Source organism: Xanthomonas sp. D-109 (genome assembly GCF_017746095.1).
Lineage (GTDB): Bacteria > Pseudomonadota > Gammaproteobacteria > Xanthomonadales > Xanthomonadaceae > Xanthomonas_A > Xanthomonas_A sacchari.
Genome location: NZ_JAGHWV010000001.1, coordinates 793,371 through 818,282 on the forward strand (window position 1 = coordinate 793,371; position 24,912 = coordinate 818,282).

Annotated in this window: 25 protein-coding genes and 1 tRNA gene; 15 read left to right on the forward strand and 11 right to left on the reverse strand. The window is 68.0% G+C overall.

Going from position 1 to position 24,912, the window contains the following annotated elements:
* Positions 1-37: 37 nt before the first annotated feature.
* Complete coding sequence (locus J7357_RS03350) at positions 38-1,303, reverse strand: patatin-like phospholipase family protein (protein ID WP_209244829.1); 1,266 nt, start codon at positions 1,301-1,303, stop codon at positions 38-40.
* An 87-nt stretch (positions 1,304-1,390) separates the two neighbouring features.
* On the opposite strand from J7357_RS03350, the gene J7357_RS03355 reads away from it, so the two are divergent.
* Positions 1,391-2,110, forward strand: coding sequence for a hypothetical protein (locus J7357_RS03355; protein ID WP_209244830.1), 720 nt, complete (start codon positions 1,391-1,393; stop codon positions 2,108-2,110).
* Positions 2,111-2,860: 750 nt separating this feature from the next.
* On the opposite strand, the gene J7357_RS03360 is transcribed toward J7357_RS03355, so the two are convergent.
* The gene (locus J7357_RS03360) at positions 2,861-3,136 is read right to left on the reverse strand and encodes a polyhydroxyalkanoic acid system family protein (protein WP_010342562.1); all 276 of its coding nucleotides are present in this window, start codon (positions 3,134-3,136) and stop codon (positions 2,861-2,863) included.
* A gap of 116 nt (positions 3,137-3,252) precedes the next feature.
* Between J7357_RS03360 and J7357_RS03365 the strand changes: the two genes are divergently transcribed.
* Positions 3,253-4,050, forward strand: coding sequence for an FHA domain-containing protein (locus tag J7357_RS03365; RefSeq protein ID WP_209244831.1), 798 nt, complete (start codon positions 3,253-3,255; stop codon positions 4,048-4,050).
* On the opposite strand, the gene msrQ is transcribed toward J7357_RS03365, so the two are convergent.
* Both msrQ and msrP read right to left on the reverse strand, forming a co-directional pair.
* Positions 4,019-4,648, reverse strand: coding sequence for a protein-methionine-sulfoxide reductase heme-binding subunit MsrQ (msrQ, locus tag J7357_RS03370; RefSeq protein ID WP_209244832.1), 630 nt, complete (start codon positions 4,646-4,648; stop codon positions 4,019-4,021). The genes J7357_RS03365 and msrQ overlap by 32 nt on opposite strands.
* Positions 4,649-4,782: 134 nt before the next feature.
* On the reverse strand, positions 4,783-5,751 hold the full coding sequence (gene msrP / locus J7357_RS03375; RefSeq protein ID WP_010342565.1) for a protein-methionine-sulfoxide reductase catalytic subunit MsrP: 969 nt from the start codon (positions 5,749-5,751) through the stop codon (positions 4,783-4,785).
* A gap of 154 nt (positions 5,752-5,905) precedes the next feature.
* On the opposite strand from msrP, the gene serC reads away from it, so the two are divergent.
* The 3 genes from serC (at position 5,906) to aroA (ending at position 10,104) form a co-directional block, all read left to right on the forward strand.
* Positions 5,906-6,991, forward strand: coding sequence for a 3-phosphoserine/phosphohydroxythreonine transaminase (gene serC / locus J7357_RS03380; RefSeq protein ID WP_209244833.1), 1,086 nt, complete (start codon positions 5,906-5,908; stop codon positions 6,989-6,991).
* Between the two features lie 79 nt (positions 6,992-7,070).
* Positions 7,071-8,219 (forward strand): prephenate dehydratase, encoded by a 1,149-nt coding sequence (gene pheA / locus J7357_RS03385; protein WP_209244834.1) that lies wholly within the window; start codon positions 7,071-7,073, stop codon positions 8,217-8,219.
* Between the two features lie 571 nt (positions 8,220-8,790).
* On the forward strand, positions 8,791-10,104 hold the full coding sequence (gene aroA / locus J7357_RS03390; RefSeq protein ID WP_209244835.1) for a 3-phosphoshikimate 1-carboxyvinyltransferase: 1,314 nt from the start codon (positions 8,791-8,793) through the stop codon (positions 10,102-10,104).
* Positions 10,105-10,171: 67 nt separating this feature from the next.
* Here the strand turns inward: aroA and J7357_RS03395 are convergent, their stop codons facing one another.
* Positions 10,172-10,423, reverse strand: coding sequence for a hypothetical protein (locus J7357_RS03395; RefSeq protein ID WP_209244907.1), 252 nt, complete (start codon positions 10,421-10,423; stop codon positions 10,172-10,174).
* A 117-nt stretch (positions 10,424-10,540) separates the two neighbouring features.
* On the reverse strand, positions 10,541-11,197 hold the full coding sequence (locus J7357_RS03400) for an energy transducer TonB (protein ID WP_209244836.1): 657 nt from the start codon (positions 11,195-11,197) through the stop codon (positions 10,541-10,543).
* A gap of 131 nt (positions 11,198-11,328) precedes the next feature.
* Between J7357_RS03400 and serS the strand changes: the two genes are divergently transcribed.
* From serS to J7357_RS03415, 3 genes are all read left to right on the forward strand, one after another.
* Complete coding sequence (gene serS / locus J7357_RS03405) at positions 11,329-12,609, forward strand: serine--tRNA ligase (protein WP_010342571.1); 1,281 nt, start codon at positions 11,329-11,331, stop codon at positions 12,607-12,609.
* Positions 12,610-12,995: 386 nt separating this feature from the next.
* Positions 12,996-13,985 carry a LysR family transcriptional regulator gene (locus J7357_RS03410; RefSeq protein ID WP_017914466.1) on the forward strand — a complete coding sequence of 330 codons (990 nt, stop codon included), beginning with the start codon at positions 12,996-12,998 and terminating at the stop codon, positions 13,983-13,985.
* 100 nt (positions 13,986-14,085) lie between these two features.
* Positions 14,086-14,175, forward strand: a tRNA-Ser gene (locus J7357_RS03415).
* A gap of 111 nt (positions 14,176-14,286) precedes the next feature.
* Here the strand turns inward: J7357_RS03415 and J7357_RS03420 are convergent.
* Positions 14,287-15,207 carry an AraC family transcriptional regulator gene (locus tag J7357_RS03420; RefSeq protein ID WP_209244837.1) on the reverse strand — a complete coding sequence of 307 codons (921 nt, stop codon included), beginning with the start codon at positions 15,205-15,207 and terminating at the stop codon, positions 14,287-14,289.
* Between the two features lie 81 nt (positions 15,208-15,288).
* Between J7357_RS03420 and J7357_RS03425 the strand changes: the two genes are divergently transcribed.
* From J7357_RS03425 to J7357_RS03445, 5 genes are all read left to right on the forward strand, one after another.
* Positions 15,289-16,035 (forward strand): DUF2306 domain-containing protein, encoded by a 747-nt coding sequence (locus J7357_RS03425; RefSeq protein ID WP_343237386.1) that lies wholly within the window; start codon positions 15,289-15,291, stop codon positions 16,033-16,035.
* 119 nt (positions 16,036-16,154) lie between these two features.
* On the forward strand, positions 16,155-16,817 hold the full coding sequence (locus J7357_RS03430; protein ID WP_244667196.1) for a hypothetical protein: 663 nt from the start codon (positions 16,155-16,157) through the stop codon (positions 16,815-16,817).
* A complete protein-coding gene (locus J7357_RS03435; RefSeq protein WP_209244839.1) occupies positions 16,814-17,392 on the forward strand; it encodes a hypothetical protein in 579 nt (192 codons plus the stop codon). Before J7357_RS03430 ends, J7357_RS03435 begins: the two co-directional genes overlap by 4 nt.
* Positions 17,379-17,969 (forward strand): hypothetical protein, encoded by a 591-nt coding sequence (locus J7357_RS03440; RefSeq protein WP_244667197.1) that lies wholly within the window; start codon positions 17,379-17,381, stop codon positions 17,967-17,969. Before J7357_RS03435 ends, J7357_RS03440 begins: the two co-directional genes overlap by 14 nt.
* Positions 17,966-19,270, forward strand: coding sequence for a hypothetical protein (locus J7357_RS03445; protein WP_209244840.1), 1,305 nt, complete (start codon positions 17,966-17,968; stop codon positions 19,268-19,270). Before J7357_RS03440 ends, J7357_RS03445 begins: the two co-directional genes overlap by 4 nt.
* A gap of 25 nt (positions 19,271-19,295) precedes the next feature.
* On the opposite strand, the gene J7357_RS03450 is transcribed toward J7357_RS03445, so the two are convergent.
* From J7357_RS03450 to J7357_RS03460, 3 genes are all read right to left on the reverse strand, one after another.
* Positions 19,296-20,066 (reverse strand): BPL-N domain-containing protein, encoded by a 771-nt coding sequence (locus J7357_RS03450; protein WP_209244841.1) that lies wholly within the window; start codon positions 20,064-20,066, stop codon positions 19,296-19,298.
* Between the two features lie 29 nt (positions 20,067-20,095).
* Entirely contained in the window at positions 20,096-20,425 is a 330-nt protein-coding gene (locus tag J7357_RS03455) for a hypothetical protein (protein WP_209244842.1), read from the reverse strand.
* 293 nt (positions 20,426-20,718) lie between these two features.
* On the reverse strand, positions 20,719-21,297 hold the full coding sequence (locus J7357_RS03460) for a DUF3617 domain-containing protein (protein ID WP_010342580.1): 579 nt from the start codon (positions 21,295-21,297) through the stop codon (positions 20,719-20,721).
* Between the two features lie 348 nt (positions 21,298-21,645).
* Here J7357_RS03460 and J7357_RS03465 point away from each other — a divergent pair, with 348 nt between their 5' ends.
* On the forward strand, positions 21,646-22,833 hold the full coding sequence (locus tag J7357_RS03465; RefSeq protein ID WP_209244843.1) for a DUF2252 family protein: 1,188 nt from the start codon (positions 21,646-21,648) through the stop codon (positions 22,831-22,833).
* Positions 22,834-22,857: 24 nt separating this feature from the next.
* On the opposite strand, the gene J7357_RS03470 is transcribed toward J7357_RS03465, so the two are convergent.
* Positions 22,858-23,322: a GNAT family N-acetyltransferase gene (locus tag J7357_RS03470; RefSeq protein WP_209244906.1), complete on the reverse strand. Its 465-nt coding sequence runs from the start codon at positions 23,320-23,322 to the stop codon at positions 22,858-22,860.
* A 463-nt stretch (positions 23,323-23,785) separates the two neighbouring features.
* Between J7357_RS03470 and J7357_RS03475 the strand changes: the two genes are divergently transcribed.
* On the forward strand, positions 23,786-24,433 hold the full coding sequence (locus J7357_RS03475) for a response regulator (protein ID WP_010342586.1): 648 nt from the start codon (positions 23,786-23,788) through the stop codon (positions 24,431-24,433).
* The last annotated feature ends 479 nt before the right edge of the window (positions 24,434-24,912 follow it).

Sequence of the window (24,912 nt, forward strand, 5' to 3'; positions counted from 1 at the left end):
GCGCGGGGAGCGATGGCGACGTCGGTCGGCGCTGCCGCTACGCCTCGGGCGAACGCCGCGTGCGGCGCTTGGCGCGGCGGTTGGCGATGACCTGGTCGACGTCGTCCAGCGCACGCCGCAGGCGCGCGGTGGTCTCGGTCATGCGCCGCGGCTGCACGTCCACGCCATCGAGGAAGGTGCGCTTGCGGTCGTTGAGGATATCGTGGCGCAGCGCGATGCCGTGCGCGGCGAGCAGCGGCTCCAGCGTCTGCGCGTTGCGGCGCAGGTCCGACAGGGTGTTGCGGTAGGCGAGCTGGCACACGCGGTGGCGCGCGGCGTAGCTGAAGAGATTGGTGAAGAACAACTCGCCGTTGTCGGCATTGGGTTCGAACACCAGTTGATCCACCTGCGGATACTGCCGGGCGTACTTTTCCAGCCCCACCTGCATGCGCGATTGCAGCAGGGTGCGGAAGGTCTGCGACAGCACCGCCGGCAGGCCGCCAGCGAGCAGCCGCGCGCGGTCGATGTGGCCATTGCGGCGCGGCGCGTGGGTGGCGTCGTAAGGCACAAGCGGGTTGATCCCGATCATCAGGTCGATACCGCGCTCCAGCAGGGTGGAGGCGTGCATGGTGCGGCGCAGCGCGCCGTCCACGTAATGGTGGCCGTCGATCTGCACCGGCGGGTACAGCCCGGGCAGCGCCGCACTGGCCTGGATCGCCAGCGAGATCGGCACGTGATCCATGCCCGGCTCGCCGAAGCGCACCGTGCGGCCACTGTCCAGGTCCACTGCGACCACGAACAGGTTGGTGCCCAGTTCGCGGAAATCGTTGCTGCGGCCGCGACGGCTGAACACGTCCTGCAGGAAGCGCTCGACCCCGGCATTGTCGAACAGGCCGCTCGGCACCAGCCCGCCGAAGCGGGTGATCAGGTCGGACCAGCGGGTCTTGCGCGGTTCGGTGAGCAGGTCGTGCCACCAGCCGTAGGCCAACCGCGGCAGGGTCGCCGCGCGGCGCAGGTATTCGTAGACGTTGGGCCGCAGGAAGTCTTCCGGGCGGAAGTGCGCATCGTCGCTGTTGCCGGTGACGAAGATCCGGCAGATCTCGGCGCTGCTGACCCGGTTGGCCAGGCCGGCGGTGAGGAAGGCGCCTGAGCTGACCCCGACGTAGCAATCCAGGCGGGTCAGGTCCAGTCCGTCCAGCGCCTCGTCCAGGGCGCGCAACGCGCCGAGGCCGTACATGCCGCCGATCGGGCCGCCGCCGGCGATGGCCAGGCCGATGCGGCCGTTGGAATGGGGACGGGGCGAGGCGCTGTGGAGGGAAAGCATGCGCGGTCCGCAGGAGGCAGTGGCGCGAGTGTAGCCGAGCGCCGTGACGCTTGCGGTCGTGCCGGGCTGCGACCATCATCGGCGGCCATGGCGCGCAGCACTCCCGTCCTGGAACGACTCGGCCGCCGCCTGGCGTGGCACCAGGCGCTGCACGACCCCGTGCGCGAACCGCGCAACGCACTGCGCTGGCTGCAGGAACTGCGGCGCTGGCAATCGGAGCGGCTGGAGCGCAGCTTCGAGCATTTCCTGGAGGACCCGCAGCGGCGTCCAGCGGCGATGTTCTTCCTGACCGACGTCTATGGCGACCGCGACTTCAGCCGCCGCGATGCCGATATCGTCAAGGTGTTGCCGATGATGCAGCGGCTGATGCCGGCGTCGCTGCTGGACACCGTGGCCGACGGCATCGAACTGGGCGCGCTCACGCATGCCCTGGATCTGCGCATGGCCGAGGCGTTGCAGGCCCTGGCACCGCGGCGCAAGCGCCTGGACGAAGCGTTGTATGCCGAAGCCTATCGGCAGACCGGGCTCCCCCGGCTGCGCCAGCGCCAGATCGACCTGATCGCCCGCGTCGGCCTGGGCCTGGTCAAGGCGGTGCATACGCCGGGCGTGCGCATGCTGCTGCGCTTCGCCCGCGGCCCGGCCAAGGCGGCGGGGCTGTCGGAACTGCAGGGATTCCTGGAGCGGGGTTTCGACGCGTTTTCCAAGTTGGGCGACGCCGAGGGGTTCATCGGCGATATCGAGACCACCGAGCGCGCCGTGTCGAAACGATTGTTCGCGGGCGATCCGGATCCGTTTGCGTTGGAGTGAGTGAGCGGCCGGACCCTCACCCAAACCCCTCTCCCGAGGGGAGAGGGGCTTTGGCTTCTTCCTTCTCCCCTCGGGAAAAGGTGCCCCGAAGGGGCGGATGAGGGTACGAGCGTAGCCTCGTACAACTGATTGCGTCAGCGCTTGGTACCGCACCCTCACCCCAACCCCTCTCCCGATGGGAGAGGGGCTTTAGCCGTTCCTTCTCCCTTCGGGAGAAGGTGCCCCGAAGGGGCGGATGAGGGTACGAGCGCAGCCTCGTGCAGTTGATTGCTTCAGCGCTTGGTACCGCACCCTCACCCCAACCCCTCTCCCGAGGGGAGAGGGGCTTTGGCTGTTCCTTCTCCCCTCGGGAGAAGGTGCCCCGAAGGGGCGGATGAGGGTACGGGCGCAGCCTCGTGCAGCTGATTGCGTCAGCGCTTGGTACCGCACCCTCATCCCAACCCCTCTCCGGAGGGGAGAGGGGCTTCGCTGTTCCTTCTCCCCTCGGGAGAAGGTGCCCCGAAGGGGCGGATGAGGGTACGGGCGCAGCCTCGTGCAGCTAATTGCGTCAGCGCTTGGTACCGCACCCTCACCCCAACCCCTCTCCCGGTGGGAGAGGGGCTTTGGCTGTTCCTTCTCCCTTCGGGAGAAGGTGCCCCGAAGGGGCGGATGAGGGTACGAGCGCAGCCTCGTGCAGCTGATTGCGTCAGCGCTTGGTACCGCACCCTCACCCCAACCCCTCTCCCGGTGGGAGAGGGGCTCGATTACGCATCAGCCCAGCTTTTCCGACAGCACCCGCCGAATCTCGCTTTCCACGGTGCCCTTCATCGCCGACAGCAGGAAGCCCAGTTCAGCAGTCACGTGCACCTGCTTGGGCAGCAGTTCGATGCGCCCGTCCACGCCCGAGCGCGAGAACAGCAAGGAATCGCCATCCCAGTGCGATTCCAGGTCGAAGCGCTCGGCCAGTTTCTTGGCGGCGGTTTCGATGGCCTTGCGCGCCTGCGCGGGGGTCTTGTCGTGGTCGTGGCGGATGTCGATGCTGGACATGCTGGCTCCTGTGCGGGCGGGTGCCCGCGTGAACGATCAGGCATTGTGCGTATGCGCGGTGCATTGTCCAGCACGCGCGCTTCTGCGCGCGCAGGCAACCTGCTAGGCTGCCCGCCGTGCACGATCTGCTAGTCCATTTCAGCAACCGCCAACATCCCGACCGGCCCCTGCGCGCGGGCGTGCATCGCATCGTGCGGCTGGCCTCCGGCCAGGTCAGCGTGGTCGACGACACCCAGGGCGCATTGCTGCTGGCGCAGTTCTGCCTGGACCGGCGCGGTCTGTGGCTGCAGGTCGCCAACGGCAGCCGCGGCATCCACGTCAACGGCCGCCCGGTGCGGCGCATGGCGCTGCTGCGCGCCGGCGACGCGGTCTACGCCGATGGCGTCGAAATGGTGGTGCAGGGCAAGTGCGAGCCGCTGCAGCGCCTGCCCGAGGTCAGCGAGGCCGAGCACGACGATCCGCGCCTGGTGCTGCGCGGCGTCGGCGGCCCGCACCATGGCCGCAGCTTCACCGTCGACCGCGTACGCAGCGTCGGCCGCCTGCGCGAGTGCGACATCCGCATCGACGATCCGGCCTGCGCCGAGCAGCACGCGCGCCTGGAACGGCACGGCGAGCGGGTGCTGCTGCGCGGCTTCGGCGATGCGCAGACCCAGGTCAACGGCGTGGCGGTGCGCAGCTGCTGGCTGCAGCCCGGCGACCAGATAGTGTTCGATGCCCAGCACCGCTTCGTGCTGGAGGTCCCGCAGGTCGTCGGCGCCGAGCCGCTGCGCGACGACCCCGCCCTGGCCGCGCTCGCGCTGACCCCGGCGGTGGCGCCACGCCCGGCCACCGCGCGGCGCTGGCCGTGGCTGTTGCTCAGCGCCTTGTTGCTGGCCGCCGCGCTCAGCGGCCTGCTGTGGTTCGGCGCGCGCTGAGCGCCCGCCAGCCGCGCCAGCCCAGCAGCACCGCCAGGATCGCCGCGTACAGCAGCGGTTCGCGGATGTCGGACTTCACCAGCCACCAGAAGTGCAGCACGGCGAGCACGCCGATCGCATAGATCGCCTTGTGCAGCTTGCCCCAGTTGCGCTTGAGCCGGCGCATCCAGCCCTGGGTGGAGGTGATCGCCAGCGGCACCAGCAGCAGCCAGGCCAGGAAACCCACGGTGATGTACGGGCGTTTGACGATTTCCTCGAAGATCTGCGTCCAGTAGCCGCGCAGATCCAGCCCCAGATAGGCCGCCAGATGCACGGTCGCGTAGAAGAACGCGTACAGCCCGAGCATGCGCCGGAAGCGCAGCAGCACCGACTGCCCGGTCAGTTGCCGTAGCGGGGTGATGGCCAGGGTCAACAGCAGCAGCCGCAGCGCCCACAACCCGGTGCGGTGCTCGACCTCGGCCACCGGATCGGCGCCCAATGCATCGCTGCCGGTCTGCCACACCTGCCAGAACTGCCAGCCCAGGTACGCCATCGGCGCCAGCGCCAGCGCATGCACCACCGCCTTGGCGGCGATCACTGAAGCGGAGGTCTTAGCCATGCGCCGTCATCGCGCCGTATTGGCACAGGTGCCACGAAGCACGCCGACTGCGATTCCAGCCGTCGCGCGAGGCAACCACCAGGCGCCGCGCCTTTCCCATTCCCGATTCCCAGTTCCCCATTCCCAGCCTCTCCTCAATACCATTTCTTCAGATCCATCCCCGCATACAGCGACGCCACCTGGTCGGCATAGCCGTTGAACGGGCGGGTGGGAATGCGCTCGGCGAACAGCTTGCTGGCCTTGCCGGCGATGCGGCGCTCGGTCTTCTGGCTCCAGCGCGGATGGTCCACCGCCGGATTGACGTTGGAGAAGAAGCCGTACTCGGACGGTTGCAGCTCGTGCCAGGCGGTCTCCGGCATGCGCTCGACGAAACGGATCTCGACGATCGACTTGATGCTCTTGAAGCCGTACTTCCACGGCACCACCAGCCGCAGCGGCGCGCCGTTCTGCTGCGGCAGCGGCTTGCCGTACAGGCCGGTGGCGAGCAGGGTCAGCGGATGCATGGCCTCGTCGATGCGCAGGCCTTCCTTGTACGGCCAGTCGATCGAGCTGTAGCGGACCCCGGGCATCTGCTGCGGATCGGCCAGCGTGGTGAAGGCGACATACTTGGCCTTGGAGGTCGGCGCGAAGCGCTTGAGTACATCGCCCAGCGGCACCCCCAGCCACGGGATCACCATCGACCAGCCTTCCACGCAGCGCAGGCGGTAGATGCGCTCCTCGGGCGTGTGGCCCTTGAGCAGGTCGTCCAGGCTCAGCGTGCCAGGCTTCTCGCATTCGCCGGACACCTTCACCGACCACGGCGAGGTGCGCAGGGTCTTGGCGGCCTTGGACGGATCGGTCTTGTCGGTGCCGAATTCGTAGAAGTTGTTGTAGCTGGTCACGTCCTCGTAGCGGGTCAGCTCTTCGTTGGTGCGGAAGCCGCTGCGGGCCTGCTCCGGGGTCACCACGGTCTTGGGCGGGGCCGGCGGCTCGGCGTCGGCGCAGCCGACCAGGCCGGCCACCGGGGTCAGCGCCAGGGCCTGCAGCAGGCGCCGCCGGTCGCGGTAGACCGCCTCGTCGGTGATCTCGCGGCTGGGAACGGTGAGGGCATCGCGCAACGACATGGCGGACTCCTGGAGCGAAGGGGGCGAGCAGTGGCGGGGACTTCAACACAGACTACGCATGCGCAGGGCGAATGGATGCAAATGCAACCTAAATTGCCCGGACCGCAAGCTGTTGCGCTGCGGCATACTAGGGGTCCTGTCCGATAGGTGCCCCATGACGCGCGCGTTCAATTTCAGTGCCGGCCCCGCTGCCTTGCCGGAATCGGTCCTGCGCCAGGCGCAGTCGGAGATGTTGGAGTGGAACGGCGTGGGCGCCTCGATCGTGGAGCTGAGCCACCGCGGCGCCGAGTTCATGGAGGTGGCGGCACAGGCCGACGCCGACCTGCGGCGGCTGATCGGCATTCCCGACGACTATGCCGTGCTGTTCCTCGCAGGTGGGGCCACCACCCAGCAGGCGCTGCTGGCGCTGAACTTCGCCGCGCCCGGGCAGACCGTCGACTACGTGGTGACCGGGCACTGGGGCAAGACCGCGATCAAGCAGGTCGGGCCCTACGTCGACGTGCACGTGGCCGCCAGCAGCGAGGCCGACGGCTTCCGCGACATCCCGCCGCGCGCGGCTTGGCAGCTGCGCGAAGATGCCGCCTACGTGCACATCACCGCCAACGAGACCATCCACGGCGTGGAGTTCCGCGACACGCCCGACGTCGGCGACGTGCCGCTGTTCGCCGACTTCAGCTCCAGCATCGCCTCCGAGCCGATCGACGTCTCCAGGTACGCGCTGATCTATGCCGGTGCGCAGAAGAACCTGGGTCCGGTCGGCGTCACGGTGGTGATCATCCGCCGCGACCTGCTCGAACGCGCCGGCCAGCCGCGCGCAGACATCTTCGACTATCGCTCGCACGTGGCGCGCGACTCCATGCTCAACACCCCGCCGACCTGGAACTGGTACCTGGCCGGGCTGGTGTTCAAGTGGATGCTGGCCGAGGGTGGCGTGGAGGCATTCGCCACGCGCAACCAGGCCAAGTCGGCGCTGGTGTATTCGGCGATCGACGCCTCCGGCGGCTTCTATCGCAACGAAGTCGCGGCGGCGGTGCGCTCGCGGATGAATATCCCGTTCTTCCTGCCGGACGAGACCCTGACCACGCGCTTCGTCGCCGAGTCCAAGGCGGCCGGATTGCTGGCGCTGAAGGGCCACAAGGCGGTCGGCGGCATCCGTGCGTCGCTGTACAACGCCATGCCCCTGGCCGGTGCGCAGGCACTGGTTGCGTTCATGCGCGACTTCCAGCAGCGCCACGGCTGAGTCGCCGATTTTTGTAGGAGCGGCTTCAGCCGCAACCGGGTCGCTGCGGCGATCCGGACCACCGAGGAACCCCCGATCCATGGCCGCAAAGCCGAAGAAATCCCCCGCCGCCGACGCCAAGCCGGCCAAGTCCGCGAAACCCGCCGCCACGCCGGCCCTGGCCGACGTGCGCGCCAAGATCGACGAGATCGACCGCAACATCCAGGCGCTGATCGCCGAGCGCGCGCAGTTCGCGCACCAGGTCGGCAAGGCCAAGGGCAAGCTCGCCGCGGCGGTGGACTATTACCGGCCCGAGCGCGAGGCGCAGGTGCTGCGCATGGTGGTCGACCGCAACCAGGGGCCGCTCAGCGACGAAGTGCTGGTGCACGTGTTCCGCGAGATCATGTCCGCATGCCTGGCGCAGCAGGAGCCGCTGAAGATCGGCTACCTGGGGCCGGAAGGCACCTTCAGCCAGCAGGCGGTGCTCAAGCACTTCGGCCGCTCGGCGGTGGGCCTGCCGATGGCCACCATCGAGGAAGTGTTCCAGGAAGTGGAAAGCGGCAACGCCGATTTCGGCGTGGTGCCGGTGGAGAACTCGGGGCAGGGCACGATCCAGGTCACGCTGGACATGTTCCTGACCTCCAACCTGAAGATCTGCGGCGAGACCGAGCTGCGCGTGCACCAGTTCCTGCTCTCGCGCAGTGGGCGGCTGGACGCGATCGAGCGGATCTACGCGCATCCGCAGTCGTTCGCGCAGACCGCCGGCTGGCTGCGCGCGAACCTGCCCAAGGTGGAGAAGATTCCGGTCTCCAGCAACGCCGAGGGCGCGCGCCGCGCGCGTAATGCCGACGATGCGGCGGCGATCGGCGGGGAAAGCGCGGCGCATGTGTATGCGCTGAAGAAGGTCATCATGAAGTCGATCGAGGACGACGCGGACAACACCACGCGCTTCCTGGTGATCGGGCGGCAGATCTTCCCGCCGTCGGGGCACGATCGCACGTCGGTGCTGGTGTTCATCCATGACAAGCCGGGTGCGCTGTTCGATGTGCTCAGTCCGTTCGCGCGGCATGGGATCAGCATGAACCGGATCGAGTCGCGGCCGTCGCATCAGGCGAAGTGGGAATACGGGTTCTTCATCGATCTGGCGGGGCACGTGGAGGATGAGGCGATGAAGTTGGCGTTGGCGGAGTTGAAGGCGCATTCGGCGCAGATCAAGGTGTTGGGGTCGTATCCGGTGGCGGTGCCTTGAGTTGGTTGCGCGGTTGTGTCGGCCCTGTCGTCGCGGGCTGCTTTGGTTACGAGGAGATGGGCATCTCTTGTAGGAGCGGCTTCAGCCGCGACGGGGCGTTCCCGGGGAAATGAACTCTTTTTTCAACAGCAACTGCTTTAACGGCAACAGCTAACCGCAACAGCTTTCGCGCTGACGCGCGAGTCACTTTTCTTTGCTTGTGCAAAGAAAAGTAACCAAAAGAAACACACCCCCGGGCGGGCTGCCCCGCGCTGCGCGCGGGGTCCGCGGACACGACGGGAATTTTCGGAAGGCACATCCATGTGCCTGCCGAAAACGACGCGCATCCTGCGCGTCGCCCCTCACGGGGTTTTACCCGTCGTGTCCGCCAGCCCTCACGGGGGATTGAGAGCAACAGCGAAAGCAAGAACAACGGCAACAGCAGGAACAACAGCAACAGCAGGAACAACAGCAACAGCAACGGCGGTGGCTGACTTGGTGTAAGCGTCGTGGCAGCAGCGCAAGCGCGCTGTAGCGGCGCCGATGTCGCCGGGTGATGGTGGATCTTCGGGTGGTTGGACTTTCAGGAACGATGATGAGCAACGAGCAAGGCTGGATCGCAACGCGCGGCACTGCGCTGCAGGGCACGCTGACGGTGCCGGGGGACAAGTCGGTGTCGCACCGGGCAGTGATGTTCGCGGCGTTGGCCGATGGCACGTCGCGGATCGAGGGGTTTCTCGAGGGCGAGGACACGCGTTCGACGGCGGCGATCTTCGCGCGGCTCGGGGTGCGGATCGAGACGCCGTCGCCGTCGCAGCGCATCGTGCATGGGGTGGGCGTCGATGGGCTGCAGGCGCCGCAGGGCGAGCTGGATTGCGGCAATGCCGGCACCGGCATGCGCCTGCTCGCCGGGCTGCTCGCCGCGCAGCCGTTCGACAGCGTGCTGGTCGGCGATGCGTCGCTGTCCAAGCGGCCGATGCGGCGGGTGACCGAGCCGCTGGCGCTGATGGGCGCGCGCATCGACACCGAGGCCAATGGCGTGCCGCCGCTGCGCATCCACGGCGGGCAGCCGCTGCGCGGCATCGACTTCGTCTCGCCGGTGGCCAGTGCCCAGGTCAAGTCGGCGGTGCTGCTGGCCGGGCTCTACGCCGACGGCGTCACCTCGGTGCAGGAGCCGCATCCGACCCGCGACTACACCGAGCGCATGCTGTTCGCATTCGGTGTGGACATCGCGTTCTCGCCGGGCCAGGCGCGGCTGCGCGGGGGCCAGCGCCTGCGCGCCACCGATATCGCCGTGCCGGCGGACTTCTCCTCGGCGGCGTTCTTCATCGTCGCCGCCAGCATCATTCCCGGCTCGGACATCACCCTGAAGGCGGTCGGGCTCAATCCGCGCCGCACCGGCCTGCTGGCGGCGCTGCGGCTGATGGGCGCGGACATCGTCGAGCACAACCACAGCGAGCACGGCGGTGAGCCGGTCGCGGACCTGCGCGTGCGCTACGCGCCGCTGCGCGGTGTGCGGATTCCGGAGGACGTGGTGCCGGACATGATCGACGAGTTCCCGGCGCTGTTCGTCGCCGCGGCCGCCGCCGACGGCCAGACCGTGGTCAGCGGCGCGGCGGAACTGCGGGTCAAGGAATCGGACCGCCTGGCGGCGATGGCCACCGGGTTGCGCAGCCTGGGCATCGTCGTCGACGAAACCCCGGACGGCGCCACCATCCACGGCGGCACGCTGGGGGCCGGGACCATCGAGAGCCACGGCGACCATCGCATCGCGATGGCCTTCGCCATCGCCGGGCAACTGGCGCAGGGCGAGGTGCGGATCGAGGACGTGGCGAACGTGGCGACGTCGTTTCCGGGCTTCGACACGCTGGCGCGCGGCGCCGGCTTCGGCTTGCGCAGCGCCTGAGCGAGCGCACCGCAGCGGCCGCGTGCAAGCGCGGCCGGCGCAGCAAACAGGTCAGAAAGTCGGGAAATCAGTGCGTCGGCTGTGGACGCGGCGGATCCTTGGCAGGGGTCGATGACGAGGCTTGGTAGTCACCGCTGTCGTCGTCGCGGTCCAGCGCCAGCCACCAGCCGGCGACCGCCAGCGCCAGGGCGATCACCACCATCCACGCCCAGGGCGAGCCGCGGTCGGCGCGCGCATGCCGCTCCCCGCGGTCAGCCGGCCGCGCGGAAGAGCGCTTCCACGCATGGATCGGCTGTGTCGACTTGTAGGGGGTGGGCATGGCGGCAGCTCCGGTGCCGTGGGTGTGCGGGACCAGTGTCGCCCAGGACCCGTATCTGCAGTGTCACCCCCGTGTGAACGCCGCCGGCGCATCCGGGCGGCGGTTCAGTTATTTCGGTTACGGCCCCGGCTTGAAGTCGAACGGGATCTCGATGCTGGCCGGTACCGCGCGGCCGTTCTGCTGCGCCGGGCGGAACTTCCAGCGGCGCACGGTTTCCATCGCCGCGCGGTCCAGATCGCGCGAGCCGCTGCGCCGGACCAGGGCCACGCCGGCGGGCGCGCCGCTGGCATCGACCTCGACCCGTACGACCACGGTGCCGGCATCGCCGCGGCGCAGCGCCGCCGGCGGATAGCGCGGCGGCGGGGTCTGTCCCTCCAGCGGCACCGGGCGGTCGCCCGGGGCCAGGGCGGTGGCCGTGCTGCCGGCGCCATCGCTGCCTGCGGCAGGAGCCTGTGCTTCCGTGGTCGGCGGCGGGGTCGTCGCGGTCTCCACCAGCTTCGGTGCGTCGCCGGCGGGCGCCGGCTTGGCCTGCGGCATGCTGCTGGCGGCGCTGCCGGCGGGCAGAGGCTCGGGCAGCGGCTTCACCTGTTCGGTGTCCTGCTGCACCTGCTGCGCGGGCTGCGGTTTGTAGAAATCGTTGTCCTTGCGTCCGACCAGCCACACCACCAGGAACAGCAGCAGGCCGGCGACGAAGGCGATGCCGACGATCGCGAGCAGGCGCCGCGGCAGATGCAGCACGATGCCGGGCTTGGAAGACGAGGGCGACGTGGACATGAGGCTCACCGTGGGGAACCGCACGATTCTGGCATAGCCGCGGTGAATCGCGCGCCGCGACGGGTGCGGGTCGGCAAAACCGCGGCGGACAGGCGATAATCCTTGGTTCGTTCCCCTGGCACACCGCGCCCATGCTCGATCCCGCTCTGCTTCGCCAACAGCCCGCCGACCTCGCCGAGCGCCTGCGCACCAGCCGCGGCTATGCGTTGGACGTGGCCGCCCTGGAGGCCCTGGAGGCCGACCGCAAGCGCATCCAGGTGCGGACCCAGGAACTGCAGAGCCTGCGCAACAGCCGTTCCAAGGCGATCGGCCAGGCCAAGGCCAAGGGCGAGGACGCGAGCGCGCTGATGGCCGAAGTGGCCGGCTTCGGCGACGAATTGAAGGCCTCCGAGCAGCGCCTGGACGAGATCCGCGCGCAACTGGAGACGCTGGCGCTGGAGATTCCCAACCTGCCGCAGGCCGACGTGCCGGTGGGCAAGGACGAAGCGGACAACGTCGAACTGCAGCGTTGGGGCAGCCCGCGCAGCTTCGATTTCGAGGTCAAGGACCACGTCGAACTCGGCGCGCGCCACGGCTGGCTGGACGGCGAGTCCGCGGCCAAGCTGTCGGGCGCACGCTTCACCGTGCTGCGCGGGCCGATCGCGCGCCTGCACCGCGCCCTGGCGCAGTTCATGCTGGACCTGCACACCGGCCCGCACGCCTACCAGGAAACCAACGTGCCGGTGATCGTCAACGCCGACAGCCTGTACGGCACCGGCCAGTTGCCGAAGTTCGAGGAAGACATGTTCGCCACCGCGCTGGGCGAACAGAAGCGCTACCTGATCTCCACCTCGGAGATCTCGCTGACCAACCTGGTGCGCGACGAGATCGTCGAGGCCGAGCGCCTGCCGCTGCGCATGACCGCGCACTCGCTGTGCTTCCGCTCCGAGGCCGGCAGCGGCGGCCGCGACACCCGCGGCATGATCCGCCAGCACCAGTTCGAGAAGGTGGAACTGGTCAGCGTGTGCCGCCCGGAGGACAGCGCCGCCGAACACGAGCGCATGACCCGCTGCGCCGAAGTGGTGCTGGAGACGCTCGGCCTGCCGTACCGCAAGATGCTGCTGTGCACCGGCGACATGGGCTTCTCGGCCAGCAAGACCTACGACCTGGAAGTCTGGCTGCCCTCGCAGCAGACCTATCGCGAGATCTCCTCCTGCTCCAACTGCGGCGATTTCCAGGCGCGGCGCATGCAGGCGCGCTGGCGCAATCCGGCTACCGGCAAGCCCGAACTGCTGCACACCCTCAACGGCTCCGGCACCGCGGTCGGCCGCGCCATGATCGCGGTGATGGAGAACTATCAGAACGCCGACGGCTCGATCACCGTGCCCGACGCGCTGCGCCCGTACATGGGCGGGGCCGAGCGGATCGGCTGATCGCCGCCCAGCCCGGGGCATCCGCCTCGGGCGCGCCTCGCGTCGCCGTTGCTGCGGCGACGCACCCCCTGTCCGTCCCTGCGCTCAGGCAGATTGTCCTGATGCGGGCAGTGCACCGCCTTGCGCCACAAGTGGGTATTCGACCCGGACGGGGCAGGGCGTTCGCATGCATTGCCCGCTGCAGTACTCGCCGCAGCGACGTTCCGCGTGCGCCGAACTCCCGTCCCCATCACTTCGCGCTAGCCAAGCCGGGGTTACCCTGCGTCCGTCTCTATCTGTGCCTGAGCCACCGCGCGAGCGCGACCGGCGTCCCTGCAGCGCAAATCGTTGTAGGAGTAGAATGAACCGGATCCGATTGTCCCCATCGTTCTAAATATCGAAAGAACATGCACGACCTCAACGATCTGTACTACTTCGCCATGGTGGTCGACCACGGCGGGTTCGCCGCCGCCGAGCGCGCCCTGGGCATCCCCAAGTCGCGGCTGAGTCGCCGCATCAGCCAGCTGGAGAGCGACTTGGGCGTGCGCCTGCTGCAGCGCTCCACGCGCCGCTTCGCCGTCACCGACCTGGGCATGAGCGTGCACCGCCACGCCCAGACCATGCTGGCCGAGGCGCAGGCCGCGCGCGAAGTGGTCGACCGGCTCAGCGCCGAGCCGCGCGGGCTGGTGCGGGTCAGCGTGCCGGTGTCGCTGGCGCAGATGCAACTGCCCAAGCTGCTGCCGATGTTCCTGGACCAGTACCCCAAGGTGCGGCTGCAACTGAACATCAGCAACCGCCGCGTCGACATCATCAACGAAGGCTACGACGTCGCCCTGCGCGTGCGTTCGCGCCTGGACGACGACGGCAGCCTGGTGATGCGCAGCTTCGGCCAGGTGCAGGAACTGCTGGTCGCCAGCCCCAAGTACCTGGACCGCGCCGGCCGCCCCAAGGATCCCGAGGAGCTGGCCTCGCACGTCACCCTCAGCATCAGCGAGGACGAAGCCCGGCAGCGCTGGGAACTGCACGGCCCGGCCGGCGAAGTGCGCCGCGTCGACCTGCAGCCGCGCGTGGCCGGCTTCGATTTCCCGCTGCTGCAGTCGATGGTCAAGGACGGCTTCGGCATCACCCTGCTGCCCGAGACCGTCTGCGCCGAAGCCGTGCGCAACGGCGAACTGGAAGTGGTGCTGCCGGAATGGTCGCTGCCGCAGGGCATCTGCCACGCCGTGTTCGCCTCGCGCCGCGGCCTGCTGCCGGCGGTGCGCGTGTTCATCGACTTCCTCGCCGAACACCTGCCGAGGCAGATCGAAGCCTCGCGCCTGGACTGCGGCGGCAACTGCCCCGAGCGCACCAAGGCGCGGCACTCGACGTTGGGTGCGATGGCGGTCGAGGCGGGTTGATCGAACGCCGGCCGCGCAGGTCGGCCGAGCAAAACCGCTGCGGGCGTGCGAAAATGCGCGCCCGTGCCGGTGGTTGTTGGTTACTGCCGCGTTCGCAAACGGAGAGATGGCCGAGCGGTTTAAGGCACCGGTCTTGAAAACCGGCGAAGGGTCAAACCTTCCGTGGGTTCGAATCCCACTCTCTCCGCCACACTGGCGGTCAAGGCGTGATGGCGTGTGCGGAGCCCAAGGGCGGGACGCCTGCGTTGATCTAGGGCGGTGGGAGCTCCGCAGTGTTTGCGTCCTAAAGACATCCACACCGTCAGAACTTGACCGCCACCGATTGCGCGCGATACTGGCTGGGCGATGCGTCGAAGTTGCGCTTGAATGCAACCGCGAACGCGCTTTCAGACGAATAACCGACAGACATGCCGATCGCACCGACCGACAGCGTCGACGTCAGTAGACGGTGAGACGCCAGGGCCATGCGCCACCGGGTCAGATAATCCATCGGCGTCTCGCCGGTGACGCGCTCGAAATGGGCGGCGAAGCTGGAGCGCGACATCCGCGCGGCGGCGGCCAATTCTGCGACCGTCCACCGATGGCTGACGTTCGCGTGCATGGCCGTCAGGGCACGATGGAGCGAGGGTACGCCGAGCGCGGCCAGCCATCCCATCTGCTGCTGGCCTGTCTCCAGATGTGCGCGCAAGGCCTCGATCAAGAGCGCCTGCGCAAGGTGTCCAGCGAGCAGATCGCTGCCTGGCCGAGGTTCGCGCAGTTCGACGATGAGGCGCCGTACGCTGGCTTGAAGCGCTGCCTTGTGATCTTGAGACCGAATGTGGACCACCGGCGGTACGGCTGAAAGGATGGCCGCAGCCTGTTGGCCGCGCAACGAAAAGAAGCCCCCGATGCCTCGACACACCCCGCCGCCATTGAGTTCAGCGACGTGGCCAGGCGGCACCTGTGTCAGGAACGAGATGGCGTCCTGCCACGTCACGGGGGCGCCTGCGTACAGCTGCATGGCGGCTCCTGCTTGCACAAGGATCACATCACCCGGTTCCAAGGCGATAGGAGTGTGGGCGTCCTGCAGCACGATCCTGCATTCCCCCGAATCGATGGCAAAGCATCGGATGCCGTCGGCTGGCGGGAAACGCAGTCCCCAGTCGCTCCCAGCGTCCAACCCGCGAAATCCATACGAGTCGAGCTGAACGAGGGTGAGGATGTCGGAAAGCGGGTCGGTCATGTCTGGACGATAGCGACAGAGGTTTCGACGATCGAACATGGGCTCGGCTGCCCGGCACCGATAGTGTTGCACTTGAAGGACGTGGTGGACATGCCGCGGCTTGAAATCCGGCCCATGGCCGCATTTGTCACTCCAGGGAGCAGCATGATGCATTCGGCGTATCGGTCGCAGGCAAGCACGACAGCGAAATCCAGACGGTCGGGCTATGCATGGGGCGTGCTCGCTGTGTTGAGCGGCACGGTCGCCCTGCTGTCCTATCGGTATCTGTTCGACCGAGGTCCGGTGCCACCTGGGGTCGCAGCCAACCGGCACGTGCATCCATGGTTGATCGTGCACGCGACCAGCGCCGCGACGGCGCTGCTCTGTGGGCCACTCCAGTTCGTTCGCCGTCTTCGTCTGCGTCACCCGGGGTGGCATCGGGCGACCGGACGCGTGTATGTCGCGTGTTGCATGGTCGGAGGCCTCTCCGCCCTGTTTCTTGCTGCCGGGATCTCCACCGGGCCTGTCGCCGGCGCGGGGTTCGGCGCACTTGGAATCGCGTGGATGGCGACAACGGCCATCGCGCTGCGCAAGGTTCTGACAGGTCGGCTGGCTGAGCATCGGCGCTGGATGATGCGCTCGTTCGCCTTGACCCTGTCTGCGGTGACGCTGCGTCTTTACCTGCCTTTCTCGACGTTTGTCTTGGGCATCGAATTTGTCGTGGCCTATCGGGCAATTGCCTGGTTATGCTGGCTACCGAATCTGCTGGTGGCCGAGTGGCTGATGAAAGCGCGCCCATCGGCCCTCGGGCGAGATGACGTTAGCCCCGATTTCAAGCGCTCAGACTAGGCATCCGCGCCGCGAGATCCGCGATAAGCGCCTTATCTCTCGCTTGAGCATTTGCAAGCAGGTCTGAAAGTAGGATCTAAAGTGCGGACGCGGTACTTTTCTCTTCATTCAGCTGCGAGTTGCACGTCTTCGCAACCCGGTGCTACCGTCCGGCCGAGCTTCCAATAGGGTCACCCGGTTTGGCGAGCAAAGCGTCTCTAGGACAGTGGCGGACACGGATGCTGGCCGGGATCGGTGGCATTGCCGCGATCGTGGTGGGGTGGGGCATCGGCTTGTTCGAGGCCAAGGAGGTGCCGGTGCCGCCCGCGCTGCAGGCTGGCAAGGACGTTGCCGCAGGCGAGTGGTCGCTGCGCTTCGATCACGTCGAGACCAGTGACCGGCTACCGAATGGCGACAGCCTGTCGCGCGATGGTCGCAAGGCGATCGTGTTGTATCTGCAGGCCACCAATCGCACCACGCAGACCAGCGGCTCGCTGGTGCAGGCGGTGGCGTTGAAGGCGCCGCCGCGCGGCGCCGATGCACGGCCGACCGCCTATCTCGTGCGCGATCGCGCGGCGACCACCGAATTGCAGCCGGGCCTGCCGGAACAGATCGCCCTGGTCTGGACCTATCCGGCGACGGAACAGGTGGCTGGGCGCCTGCGCTTCGATATCACCGCCAGGACCTTCAAGGCCTTCGACAATCTCTACGCGCAGCCGCTATGGACCGATCCGCATCCGGTCGGCGTCGTGGAGTTGCCGCTTGGCGCATCGCGCGCCGGCGCGCCGGCAGGTGCGCCGTGAAGCGGCTCTCCGCCATCGCGATCCTGCTGCTCGGCTTCGTGCTGCTTGCCGGGATGCGCTGGACGATGCCGCGCTACGAGCGCATCACCGGCCCGATCGCGGTGTCCGGGGCGCCGGGCGGTTGGCTGCAGACCGACAATCTGGCCGTGAACGCCGGCACGCCGCAACTCGCGCGCACGCTCCGCTTCAAGGCGGCGGGCGCGGTGCAGCAGCGCGATAGTGGCGGCGTGTGGCTGGTGGTGCCGGTACGATCGAAGGTCGCGCGTGCGACCGCACGCGTGTACGGCCGGGTCTGGGCGACGCCCGACGGCCGCCGCTACCGCGCCAGTGGTCGCGCGGAGATGGGCGACGCGGTGCTGTCGTCAATCAAGACGCTGCAGCCCGGGCTGCAGCGCAAGGACGTGCTGGTGTTCGAACTGCCGTCCGCGCTCGCGAGGGCCGGCGGCACGCTGCTGCTGTCGGAAGACCGCGACCCGCAGCTGACGGCCGAGGCGCAGGTGCGCTATCCGCCGCTCCCGCCCGCAGCGGCGGTCACCGATGTGCTCGATCTGGATGCGCTGCATGCACGCCTCTGACCGCGATGTGGCCCCGGCCGTTTCCGAGCGGCGCATGCGCTGGCTCGCCCTGGCGGCGCTGCTGGTGCTGTTGCCGTGCACGATGGCTGCGACCGGCTGGCGCGATGCGCGGGAACTGCTGCATGCGCGCGAATGGCGACCGGTCGAGGTGGCGATGGCGCAGACCACTGCGTACGACGGTGCCGCCGTCCGACTGGTATCGGTCGACGTGCTGCCGTTCGAGCCAGGTCTGCCCGCCGATCGCACCTTCGTGCGCACGCGCCTGTCGCTGGTGCCCGGCGCCGCCGGCGCGCAATGGAGCGATTGCACACTCAAGCTGGTCGATGGCACTGGCCGGTCGTGGGCTGCAATCGACACCGTGCCGGACCTGTTGCAGCGCGCCCTGGCCAAGCCGGGCGAACCACCCGGCGTGGCCTGTGATGGGCTGGCCTTGTCCGCGGCCAAGCCGGGCGTGCCGTTGGCGATCGACGGCTACTATCTGGTGCCGCGTGCGGTGGCCGCGCAGCTGCAACTTACCGTGAGCACGCGCGGCGGTCGTCCGCATTACCTGCGTTTCGCAAGAGGAGCAACGCCATGACCGAGGTGGCGCTGCGCGGCGGGCCGCTGGGGTTGATCGGCGACACGCTGCGGCTGTGGTTCCGCTACCTGCCGCAATTGCTTGCAGTGGCGCTGGCCGGCGTGTTGCTCAACGAACTGCTGCTGCAGGCCGCGGTGTGGATCGGCTATCAGAACCGGCTCGCCGGCTTGCTGTCGCTGACCCTGGTGGTGCTGGTCAAGCTGGTGATCTTCGTCTTGCTGTTCGAAACGCTGCGCCCGGCCTTGCCGGGGATCGCCAGCGCGGCGCTGGCCGAACAGGCCGATGCGACGGCAGCAGAGGACGAGGGCAGGGCGCGCTGGCGCCGCCTGTCTACCATCGTCTCGCAAGCGCTGGTGCCGTTCTTCGCCTACTACGCCGCCTGGGGTTTCCTCGGTGAGACCATTCGCGCCTACGGCCGCGAGGGCTTGGGGCAGTTCAATCCGTTCGATCCGACCTACCGCGGGTCGCTGTTCGAGGTGTCGGGCGGCTGGTGGTTGTCGGCGTCGGTGGCGCTGCTGTGGCTGATCCGGCGCGCGGCGAAAAAACAGAAGCAGCGCAGCGCACATCCGGCCTGGAACGTGCTGATCGTGCTGTGCGAGGCGGGCTGGACCTTCGTCGGCATGTACGTGCTCACCGAATGGAAGGGCGGGGTGTTCCGCTGGCTGGCGCATCTGCGCATCGCCGATCTCGGCCAGCAACTCTGGCAGGGCATCAGCCATCCGATCGGCGTCGCCCACGCCGCATTGGCTGCCGCGGTGGAGCAGGCACCACCGGGCGTGGCGGACACGCTGGTGGTGATCTTCTTTTCCGCGTTGTTGCCGGTGGTATGGCTGGCCTTGGCCGCGCTGATCTACCGCTACGACGTCCACAATACCGAATGGAATGCGCCCGCCAAGTGGTCGAGCAAGGTCGACGGCACGCTGGGGCTGTGGCGAAAACTGCCGACGTGGTTGCGCGACTTCATCGGCCATTTCTGGGCCGGCACCGTCTCGCGCTATCGCGCCGCGGCCAACAGCGTGCAACTGGCCGGCGCGACCGGACTGGCGGCGCTGGTGACGCTGATCGTGCTGTATCGCGCCCTAGACTGGGCCTCGGCCTGGGCCTGGATGGGCCTGACCCGGCTGATCGGCCCGCACCCGCAGGTGATGTGGCAGGCGATCGCCAATCAGCTGTCGGTGGTGCTGGGCACGCCCAGCGATCCGGGCGACGGCATCCTGCCGCAGACGCTGAAGATCTGCCTGCTCGCGGCGACGCTGGAGCGTGCGTTCCGTGCCGGGCGCAGTTGGCGGGCGTTGAAGTAGTCCGGCCTGTCCGGGGCTTCTGCCTCTAGCGGTCGGCAGGGACAGATGACGGTTGCGACGAGCGCGTGGCGAATTCGTCGAACAGTGCACGCAGCACCGGTGTCCTGGGCATCCTGTCCAGCGGGATCTCGGCCTGTTCGAACCAGCTCCGGTCTGCCTCGGGATGCGGGCCGCTGAGGACGACGGTGCCGCGGCCGAAGCTGTAACGGGCCGCGGCTACGTCGCCATTGGCATAGGTGGCGAGCGCGCGGAAGCCGCCCTGGGTGCTCTGCGGAAAGTAGGGGCCGTCCTGGAAGAACACGCTGTCGGGCCGGCCCTTCCAGCGAACCGCGACGGCCTCCTCATCGATGGTGGTGACGGGAAAGCCGGGTCGCCCGACCTCGCCATCGAGATCGTCGCCGATCAGGCCCATGTTGGTGTCGTCGGCGAGATACGCGCCCATGCACAGACCCAGATAGCCGCCGCCCTGCGCGACGAAGTCGCGGATGGCGGCGATGCGGCGCTCGCCCATCGCCTGCAGCGCGGCCGGAATGTCCTGCCCGCCGCCCGGTTGCACATACACCGCGTACCCGCGCAGGGTGGCAGGCGTGACGTCCTGCGCCTCCTTCGGACCGATGATGTCGACCTTGTACTGCGGACTCAGCGCCTCGATCGCGTCCTTGGCGGTTTCGGAGCAGTCGTCGCAGCCGGCAGCGCCGCGATAGACCGCGACCCGGATCGGGGGTGGTGCGTTCGCTGCGGACTCGCAGGCGAACGCGAGGCAGCACAGCGCTGCCAGTCGCAATCGCAGTTTCATGGTCGGCACTCCTGGCGCACGTCGGAGATTCAGCGCTTGTGCGCACGCGGCAATGCAATCAATCGGGAGTCTCCATCGCCGATCGACGGCCCGATCTTGCAATCGGCGAGGCGCACCGCCTCGTGGCCGGCGACCTTGCGCGGCAGGCAACTGCCGCCATGCGTGCAGAACGCACCGCCCGACGGCGTGTCGCGCGCGATGTCCACCGGCACGGTCTGGCCCTTGTTCCAGGTGTTGTGCATGTCGTCCTGCACTGCGGCCAGCATCACCGCGTGACAGTCCGGCGCTGGCGTATGTGCGCTCGCCATGGCGGGGGCGGCCGCAAGCGCGATCAGCGTGGCGAGAAGGGCGTTACGCACGGTGTTTCCTGTTGGTTGTGGTTCGGCACGGTTCGCCCGCAAAAGGGCGGCGGTGCCGTGAGTGGAGACTGGCGTGGGCGACCTACATTCAGCCGATCCGCCTGCAACCAGGCATTAACAGTCCATTGCCTTCGCTGCGCGGTCGCGCGTGGTCAGTGGTGGATCGAGCCTCTGCAAGCGCGTGGACGCGCCCATGAAAAAACGCCGCGACAGGTCACCGTCGCGGCGTGTTGAACAAGGCAGGGACTTCCCGGAAAGCGCCGCCGGGCGCCGCCCTCAAGGGACAAGCATGTTCAGCCGGCAGCCGGTGCCTTGGTGTCGCCGGCCTTGATGTCGCCCGGCTGGCACTCGCCCAGGCGCTTGCCATCCATCTTCATGTGCGTCTTCATCGACATGCCGCCCGGCAGGCCGGTGATCGTGGAGTGCGATTCGGAGGCCATCTCGGTGGCGCTGAAGGTGCCGGTGCTGGTGCCGGCGACCTTGATGTCGCCCATCGTGCAATGCATCTTCGCGTCGATCTTGCCGTCCTTCATGCTGAAGGTGTCGTACACGCAGTTCTTCTGCATCGGCGAGGCGCTGCCGAAGAGGCTGGCAGGATCGTTGATCTGCTCGGCGGTGAGGCACACCTTGGCGGTACTCGGCGGCATCTTCGGCATCTGCGGCATGTTGCCGGAACCGCCGCTGGTCTCGCTGCTCACCTGTTCGATCCGCATCTCCCATTGGCCGGGCTGCAGCTTGGCCGCCTGCACCTTGGCCACGTCGGCGACCGAGGCGTTGGACATGGCGACGTTGTCGCCGTTCTTGTCGCCGCCCTTGCTGCAGGCGGCGAGCAGCACACACACGGCAAGCGTTGCCGGCACGGTCAGGCGCATGAACTTCTCCCTAAGTTATGTGAGGTGCGCGGAGCATAGCCGGGGGCGTGATTAAGATCACGTCGACGCCGGGCGTTCGCTGCCGACGCGTACCTGGCGCCGCAGCGGCACGGGGGAAGCGGACGAACCGATCGCTGCAGGCTCGCTCAGCGGCTGCAACGGAACAGAGAAACCCGCTAATTCGCGCGACGTCGCCGCGCGGTTGCACGCGCGTCGACAGCGCGTGATCCGGCGACAGCAGAACGCGTTGCCGCCGCGGCCGCCGTGCACGGACCATTCCGCTCGGCTTTGCTAGCGTCTGCGCCGCCGCGCGTGACCCCCACGCCCATTGTTTCGGTTCTCCCCGACATGCCAAGCCTCGCCGAACGCCCCGCGATTCTCGAAGACAAGCGCACCCTGAAGATGGCCCGCTCCGCCCACGCCTACGTGCGCGGCAATACCGCCAGGTTCTACGAATGGCTGGCGGCGTCGCCAGCGGCGCGGCGCGTGCCGATGGGGCCGGCGATCTGGATCTGCGGCGATTGCCACCTCGGCAACCTGGGCCCGATCGCCGACGGCGAGGGGCGTGTCGAGATCCAGATCCGCGATCTCGACCAGGGCGTGATCGGCAACCCCGCGCACGATCTGATCCGCCTGGGCCTGTCGCTGGCCACCGCGGCGCGCGGCTCGGACCTGCCCGGCGTCACCACGGCGCGGATGATGGAAGCGATGATCGACGGCTATGGCGCCGCGATCGCCGACCCGACCCGCGAACATCCGGGCGCCGAACCCGAGACCGTGCGCAGCATCCGCCGCGAGGCCTTCGGCCGGCGCTGGCGGCATCTGGCCAAGGAACGCCTGCAGGCGGTGGAGCCGCGCATCCCGCTGGGCGAGAAGTTCTGGGCCTTGGCGCCGGAAGAGCGCGAGGCGCTGGAGCGGTTGTTCGCCGATCCGAAGGTGGCGCAGATGGTGCTGTCGCTGAAGGGGAAACCCAAGGATCGCGAAGTGCGCCTGGTCGATGCGGCGTACTGGATGAAGGGCTGCAGTTCGCTTGGCCTGCTGCGCTACGCGGCGATCGTCGCCCTGAAAACCGGCAAGGGGCACTGGTCCTATGCGCTGGTCGATCTGAAGGAGGCGGTCGCGCCGATCGCGCCGGCGGCGCCCGATGCGCGGATGCCGGCGGACAACGCGGAGCGTGTCACCGCCGCGGCGCGGGCGTTGTCGCCCTACCTGGGCAGCAGGATGATGCCGGTGCACATGCTGGGCCGCTCGCTGTTCATTCGCGAACTCTCGCCGCGCGATCTGAAACTCGAAGTCGACCAGTTCAATCACGCCGAGGCGGTGCGCTCGGCACGCTATCTCGCTTTCGTCGTCGGCAAGGCGCATGCGCGGCAGATGAAGCCGCGGACGCGCGCCGGGTGGCTAGAACTGCTGAACGCCGATCGGCGCAAGGCCATCGACGCACCGTCGTGGCTCTGGGAGAGCGTGGTCGCGCTCGCCGGCCACCACGAGGCCGGCTATCTGGAGCACTGCCGTCGCTATGCGCTCGCTGCCTGACGGCGTTGCGAGGCGCGATCGGTTTCAGCCGCGCGCGCAGTCCAGGTCCAACGCCATGTCCCATCGGTCCAGCCCCGGACCGTAGCCGTCCGCCACGACGCGTTCGACAGTGAAGCCGAAGCGCGCATAGAACGCCTGGGTGTGCTGGCTGGTGTCCAGTTCGATCCGCGTCACGCCGGCGCTGCGCCTGCAGGCGTCGAGCCGCGCCTCGGTCAAGGCGCGGCCCAGGCCCTGGTGGTGCAGGCGGCGGTCGACCATGCCCCAGCCGAAGCTGGCGACGCGGCCGTCGACGCGCAGCGCGTGGCCGCCGCAGGCCACGACCGCGCCCGCGCGGACGATGACCAGGTAGTGCCAGGTGCCCACGTCGTGTTCGAGAAAGCGCTCGAAGGCGGCGCGTTCGCTGCGGTCGAAGAACTGCGGGACGTTGCTGTCGAACAGCGCCAGGCAGGCGGCGTGGTCCTGAGTGACGTAGGGGCGGATCGTGTTCATCTGGACAGTGTGCCGCAGGCGGCCAAGCGCGTCGTGGTCGTACCAGGTGCGATGGCGCGCGTCGGCCATTTCCCAAGCCGGTTGTCGGAAAATTTCGCCGGGTCTGTCCGGGAATCCGCGGTGGGGAGTGTCCGGGAGCGGGAAGGGGGAGGGTCAGATAATTCTGACGTGAGATCAGGATTGTCCTGATAACGCTTTTCCCTCCGCGCCAGCATACTGGCCTCGGCCTGACGCAGGGACCGTCGCGCGCCTTCCGAGGAAAGCGCAGGCAGGTCACTCGACCCTGCGTGCCGAGCCTTGAGTAAGCTCGGCAGGGTTTTTGATGACGCCATCATGACGTTTCGCGAGGTGCGAATGAGCACCCCGTGAAGCGTCGTCGTTTGTCTACGAATTCGTCTTGCCCTGAATAATTCACGCAGATAGTCTGGATGGTGCGGTATCCGCTGCGTTGGGGTTATACGAGATGGCCATCAGGGTTTTTCTGGTCGACGATCACGCTCTTGTCCGGACGGGCATGAAGCTGATCCTGTCGAATCAAACGGATATCGAGATCGTCGGCGAGGCCGACAGCGGCGAAAATGCGCTCCCGCAGATCCGGCAGCTGAAGCCGGACATCGTCCTGTGCGATCTGCACATGCCTGGCGTCAGCGGGCTGGAAGTCACCGAGCGCATCGTCAAGGGCGACCACGGCACCAAGGTCATCATCGTCTCGGTACTGGAAGACGGCCCGCTGCCCAAGCGCCTGCTGGAAGCCGGCGCCTCCGGCTACGTCGGCAAGGCCGGCGATGCGCAGGAGTTGCTGCGCGCGGTGCGCGACGTGGCGATGGGCAAGCGCTACCTCGGCGCCAACATCGCGCAGAACCTGGCGCTGGCCAATCTGGAAGGCGGCGGTTCGCCGTTCGACGCGCTGTCGCCGCGCGAACTGGAAGTGGCCCTGCTGCTGACCCGCGGCCTGCGCCAGGAAGACATCGCCAAGCGCCTGAGCCTCAGCGCCAAGACCGTCAACACGCACAAGGCGCGGCTGTTCGAGAAGGTCGGGATCCAGGACAACATCGCCCTGGCGCGCCTGGCCACGCAATACGGATTGCTGGATCCGGCGCATCCGCTGTAATCGCCGGGACTGGCCGGATTGCATGGGAGCGGCCTTCGGGCCGCTCTTGCGTTTTGCCTGCACGAACGAGGGGACTTGTTCATGGTAGATCGACTGCGACCAAGCGTTCGCCGGCTTCGCCGAGGTCCCGTGCCTTCGCGAGTGCCGCGGTCGGGATGGCTGGGTGCCGCCGCGGCATCACTTGGCGCAAGCGCGGTGGAGGAGGCTGCAGGCGCTCTTCGCGCATGCGTCAGGCGCTGCTGCAGCAAGCCTGCAACGACGTGGGCGTGCAGGTGTTGGGGCATCTTCAGGACAACTCCAGTCGCCGCCTTCCACGCATCACGTGCGCGACCATTTGCTCTCGTAGGAGCGGCTTCAGCCGCGACAGCATGACCCGTCATGCCTGTCGCGGCTGAAGCCGCTCCTACGCGATGGCAGCGCGAGCAGGATGCGCTGAAGATCTCGCCATGCAGGCGATCGCCTTGAACTACCGCATTGCG